At 70.6% G+C, this 5,165-nt stretch carries 5 protein-coding genes and 2 pseudogenes; 5 read left to right on the top strand and 2 right to left on the bottom strand.

What is annotated here, in order from left to right; all coding sequences use genetic code 11:
- Together VJS38_RS14385 and VJS38_RS14380 are read right to left on the bottom strand one after the other, a co-directional pair.
- A pseudogene (locus VJS38_RS14385) lies at positions 1-101 on the bottom strand (Asp-tRNA(Asn)/Glu-tRNA(Gln) amidotransferase GatCAB subunit C); the annotation flags it as partial.
- A gap of 113 nt (positions 102-214) precedes the next feature.
- A complete protein-coding gene (locus tag VJS38_RS14380) occupies positions 215-1,135 on the bottom strand; it encodes a sulfotransferase domain-containing protein (RefSeq protein WP_324088838.1) in 921 nt (306 codons plus the stop codon).
- Between the two features lie 117 nt (positions 1,136-1,252).
- Here VJS38_RS14380 and ruvX point away from each other — a divergent pair, with 117 nt between their 5' ends.
- The 5 genes and pseudogenes from ruvX to VJS38_RS14355 form a co-directional block, all read left to right on the top strand.
- Positions 1,253-1,720: a Holliday junction resolvase RuvX gene (gene ruvX, locus VJS38_RS14375; RefSeq protein ID WP_324088837.1), complete on the top strand. Its 468-nt coding sequence runs from the start codon at positions 1,253-1,255 to the stop codon at positions 1,718-1,720.
- Between the two features lie 114 nt (positions 1,721-1,834).
- Entirely contained in the window at positions 1,835-2,812 is a 978-nt protein-coding gene (locus VJS38_RS14370; protein WP_324088836.1) for an aspartate carbamoyltransferase catalytic subunit, read from the top strand.
- Positions 2,812-4,107, top strand: coding sequence for a dihydroorotase (gene pyrC / locus VJS38_RS14365; protein ID WP_324088835.1), 1,296 nt, complete (start codon positions 2,812-2,814; stop codon positions 4,105-4,107). The genes VJS38_RS14370 and pyrC overlap by 1 nt, the downstream gene beginning before the upstream one ends.
- A 70-nt stretch (positions 4,108-4,177) precedes the next feature.
- On the top strand, positions 4,178-4,819 hold the full coding sequence (plsY, locus tag VJS38_RS14360; protein ID WP_324088834.1) for a glycerol-3-phosphate 1-O-acyltransferase PlsY: 642 nt from the start codon (positions 4,178-4,180) through the stop codon (positions 4,817-4,819).
- Positions 4,816-5,165, top strand: a pseudogene (locus VJS38_RS14355) (DNA-protecting protein DprA); the annotation flags it as partial. The gene plsY and the pseudogene VJS38_RS14355, both read left to right, overlap by 4 nt.

The raw sequence follows: 5,165 nt of genomic DNA, 5'->3' as shown, positions 1-5,165 counted from the left end.
ATGCCGGACAGCTCCCTGGCCAGCGGCTCCAGCCGCTCTTCCGGCTCGGCGATCCGGGCGAGCCGGGCGACCTTGCGAACGGTCGCCGCATCGATGGACATGCCACCTACTCCTTGACGTTGAGCGCGTGGGTTAGCCGCGACGGAGGTGCGAAGGCAAGCGCCACGGCGAGCGCGCCTGCTGAACGCCCCCTCCCGACAAGGAAGATCCCGCCCTACGCCGGCTCGGCCTGCGCCAACATCCCTTGCGCCAGCCACCCCGCGCACTCCGGCCCCAGCTCGGCCAGCGCGCGGCGCTCGTAGGCGGCGACGTCCTCGGCGGTCAGCACGTCGCGCCAGCGGCCGTTCACACCCTTGTGGACGAAGCTCTGCGCGCCGCCCTCGAAGATCACTCCGCCCAGCGGCGTCACCTGCTCGGCGTGAGCCTTCATCCAGTCGAAGCTGCAGTGATCGAGGATCTGCGGCCAGCGGTCTTCGGGGATCTCGCAGCCCAGGAAGTCGGCGATGGCGCGGATCTGGGCTTCCGGCTCGCGCTTCAGGTCGTTGAAGTGGACGAGCTTGACGTTGGGCAGGTGGCGCGCCGCCCACCAGCTGGCGACGTTCTCCCAGAAGGCCCAGAACGGCGCGCCGTCCTTTTCCAGCCAGGTCAGGAAATAGCGGCGGATGTCCGGATCCGGCCGCTCGATCGGCGGACCCACGCGGCCGGGCGTATGGTTGAGCGCGTCGTACCAGGTCTGGTTGGCGCTGGCGTGGTGGTTGTAGAGGCTCCAGACCACATCGCGCCCGTCGCGGCCGAGGTAGACGTACTTGGCCTTGGGCGAGAAGGTCAGGGCGTCGAGCGGCAGGTGGGTCTTGACGATCCGCCGGTGCTGTTGGGCCTCCAGAAGCTCCAGCAGGTTCGGCGGCATGATCCGCAGGTCCACCCAGGGCGAGATCTTCGCGATCTGCACGTCCGGATCGCCGCCGAAGATCAGCTGGCCGATGATGTGCTGGGTCCAGGTGGTGCCCGCCTTGCCATAGGTGGCGACCACCACGTCGTCGTCGCGGAAGACGAACCGGTCCCAGATCGTGGAGTCCATGTGATGGTTGTGGATGTCGCGGCGCTTCTTCGGCCACGTGACGTCGACGTCCGACATGCTTCCCTCCCTGCCAGGCTGCCGCCGTTCCCAGGCGCGCCCTGCGGCGTTCCATAACCGAGTTTTCCGACCAGTTCCCGCAAAGAAGCATGGGCGCGGCGTGCTATGCAGCCGCCCATGGCCCTCCTCGACCTCATCGACCTGCCCGCGGCCCTGCCCGCCTACGCGCCGCTTGTGGGCCTGGATCTCGGCGAAAAGACCATCGGCGTGGCCGTCTCCGACGCCACCCGCACGGTGGCGAGCCCGCTGGAGACCCTGCGCAAGACCAAGTTCACAGACGACGCGCATCGTCTCTTCGCGCTGATGGAGAGCCGCGGTGCGGCCGGCTTGGTGATTGGACTGCCGGTGAACATGGACGGGACCGAGGGGGCGCGCTGCCAGTCCAACCGCGCCTTCGCCCGCAACCTCCTGCGCCTGCACGACCTGCCGATCGCCTTCTGGGACGAGCGGATGTCGACCATGGCGGTGAACCGCATGCTGATCGACGAGATGGACGTCACCCGCGCCCGCAGGGCCGAGGTGGTCGACAAGGCCGCGGCCGCGTGGATCCTGCAAGGGGCGCTGGAGCGGCTGCGGGGGCTGTAGCTCCCCAAAGACCGTCATCCGGGAAAGCCGCGCAGCGGTCTTTGCGCGAAAACCGGGATGCCAGGTCAGGGCGTAGTTGAGCCCGCCGCCGAAAATCCCTAAGACCCAGCCTTGATGAGCACCCCGGCGCCCGGCCTGAACGAGGTCCTCGGACGGACCTTCCCCTTCCCCAAGCGCCATTTCATTTCCGTCCTCGATCTGAACGAGGTCGAGGTCGCAAACTTGCTCGACCTCGCCGACGGCTTCGTGGCGCTCAACCGCCAGACCTCGAAGAAGCTCGACCTCTTGAAGGGTCGGACGCTGATGAACCTGTTCTTCGAGAACTCCACCCGCACCCAGAGCTCCTTCGAGCTTGCCGGCAAGCGGCTGGGGGCGGACGTGGTCAACATGAGCCCGCGCTCGTCGTCGATCTCCAAGGGCGAGACCCTGATCGACACGGCCGTGACGCTGAATGCGATGCAGCCGGACCTCTTGGTGGTGCGCCACGCCTCCTCCGGCGCGGCGTCCCTGCTGTCGCAGAAGGTCACCTGCTCGGTGATCAACGCCGGCGACGGCCAGCACGAGCACCCGACCCAGGCGCTGCTCGACGCCCTCTCCATGCGCCGCGCCTTCGGCTACATCGCCGGCCTGAAGGTGGCGATCTGCGGCGACGTGCTGCACAGCCGGGTCGCCCGCTCCAACGTCGGCCTGCTGCAGATGCTGGGCGCGCACGTGCGCCTGGTCGGCCCGCCCACCCTGATGCCGGCCCAGGCCGAGCGCTGGGGCGTCGAGGTGTTCCACGACATGAGGAAGGGCGTCGCCGGCTGTGACGTCGTGATGATGCTGCGCCTGCAACTGGAGCGCATGGACGGGGTGATGGCGCCTTCCCAGCGCGAGTACTTCCGCTTCTATGGCCTCGACCGCGAGAAGCTGGCCCACGCCGCCCCGCACGTGCGCGTCATGCACCCGGGGCCGATGAACCGCGGGGTCGAGATCGACTCCGAGGTCGCCGACGACCTCGCCGTCAGCCTGATCCAGGACCAGGTCGAGATGGGCGTGGCCGCGCGCATGGCGGTGCTGGCGGCTCTGGCCGCCCGGCTGGACAACCACTGATGCCCGCCCGTCCCACAGCCTTCGTCGGCGCCCGCCTGCTGGATCCGGCCAGCGGCTACGACGGCCCGGGCGCGCTCATCGTCACCGAAGGCGTCATCGCCGACGTGGTGAAGGGCTCCGATCCCGGCGCGCTGTCGCCGGACGTGGACGTGGTCGACGTCCAGGGCAAGGCGCTGCTGCCGGGCCTGGTCGACATCCGGGTCAAGACCGGCGAGCCGGGCGCCGAGCCCAAGGAGACGCTGAAGTCGGCGGGCCTGGCGGCCGCGGCCGGCGGGGTCACCTCGATCGTCGTCCAGCCGGACACCAACCCGGTCGCCGACGACCCGGCGGTGGTCGACTTCATCCTGCGCCGCGCCCGCGACATCGAGCTGGTCCACGTCTATCCCGCCGGCGCCGCCACCAAGGGCGCGGCGGGCGAGCGGATGGCCGAGATCGGCCTGATGCACGACGCCGGCTGCGTCTACATCACCGACGCCGACCGGCCGATCGCCAACTCCAAGGTGCTGCAGCGGGTGCTGGCCTACGCCAAGGCCTTCGGCGTGCTGGTCGCCCACCGGCCGGCCGATCCGTGGCTGTCGGCGGGCGCGGCGGCGACCTCCGGCGAGTTCGCCGCCCGCATGGGCCTGCCCAGCGTCCACGCCATCGCCGAGAAGATCATGCTGGAGCGCGACCTGGCGCTGGTCGAGGTGACGGGTGCGAAGCTGATCGTCGACCAGATCACCACCGCCGGCGCGCTGGAGAGCCTGAAGCGCGCCCAGGACAAGGGCCTGCCGGTGGTCGCCACCACCTCGATCAATCACCTGTCGTTCAACGAGGTCGACATCGGCGACTACCGCACTTTCTGCAAGCTCGACCCGCCGCTGCGCTCGGAGGGCGACCGCCAGGCGGTGATCGATGCGGTGGCTTCGGGACAGATCGAGGTGATCGTCTCGGCCCACGCCCCGGCGCCCGCCGAGGACAAGCGCCTGCCCTACGACGAGGCCGCCCCCGGCGCGGTCGGGCTGCAGACGCTCTTGCCGGCGCTGCTGGCCTTCCACCACGAGGACCGCATCCCGCTCCTGGACCTGATCCGCAAGGTCACCTGTGCGCCGGCCGACCTGCTCGGCCTGCCGGCCGGGCGCCTGGCCAAGGGCGCGCCCGCCGACCTCGTGCTCTGCGATCTCGCCGCCCCGATCGTCATCGACGCCGACAAGCTGCTCTCGAAGTCCAAGAACTCGCCGTTCGACGGACGCCGACTGCAGGGCAAGGTGCTGCGGACCATGGTCGACGGGCGGACGGTCTACCGGGCGGAGTGAGCGGCGCTGACGCCCAGGTGACGGCCGAGCTTCTCCGCGCTACAAGGGCGGAACTTTCGGGGAACATTTGATGCTGACACCGCTGCAGATCGGGCTCGCCGTGGGCGGCGGCTACCTGCTGGGCTCGATCCCGTTCGGGATCCTCGTCATGCGGGCTGCGGGCGCGGGCGATCCGCGGGCGATCGGCTCGGGCAACATCGGCGCCACCAACGTCCTGCGCAGCGGCCGCAAGGGGCTGGCGCTCGCCACCCTGCTCGGCGACGGCGGCAAGGGCGCCTTGGCGGTGCTGATCGCCTGGCTGACGACGCGCAGCGCGGACCTGCAGACCCAGGCGCTGGCGACCTCGCTGGCCGGCGGCGCGGCCTTCCTGGGCCACCTGTTCCCCATCTGGCTGGGCTTCAAGGGCGGCAAGGGGGTGGCGACCTTCTTCGGAACCTTGCTGGCGGCCGCCTGGCCGATCGGGCTCGCCGCCGGGGCGACCTGGATCGCGACGGCCTTCCTGTTCCGCATCTCCTCGCTGGGCGCGCTGGTCGCGGCCCTGCTGGCCCCGGTCTATGCGCTGCTGACGGGCCGGCCGATCACCGCCGTGCTCGCCGCCTTCATGGCCGTGCTGATCTACATCCGCCACGCCGCCAACATCCGCCGCCTGCTGAAGGGCGAGGAACCGAGAATCGGGGCCAAGAAGAAGGCGGCGGAGAACCCCTCCGCGTGACCCGCCGGCTCGACGCGCGCCAACAGCGGGACTGGCTGACCCTCGCCCGCACCGAGAACGTCGGCCCGGTGGCCTTCGACCAGCTCGTCGACCGCTTCGGCTCGGCGGCCGAGGCGCTGGAGGCGATTCCGGACCTCGCCCGCCGCGGCGGCCGCGCCACAGCCTTGCGGCTGCCCAGCGCCGCGGAGATCGACAGCGAGCTGGAGGCCGGCGAGGCGCTCGGCGCGCGCCTGCTCTGCGCCTGCGAGCCCGACTTCCCGCAGGCCCTCGCCGCGCTGGACCCGCCGCCGCCGCTGATCTGGGCGCGCGGCGAGACAGCCTTGCTCGACCGTCCGAGCGTCGCCGT

Source organism: Phenylobacterium sp. (assembly GCF_035276905.1).
Classification (GTDB): Bacteria; Pseudomonadota; Alphaproteobacteria; order Caulobacterales; family Caulobacteraceae; genus Phenylobacterium.
Note: the sequence above shows the minus strand (reverse complement) of the source record. Positions and strands in the feature narration are given on the sequence as shown.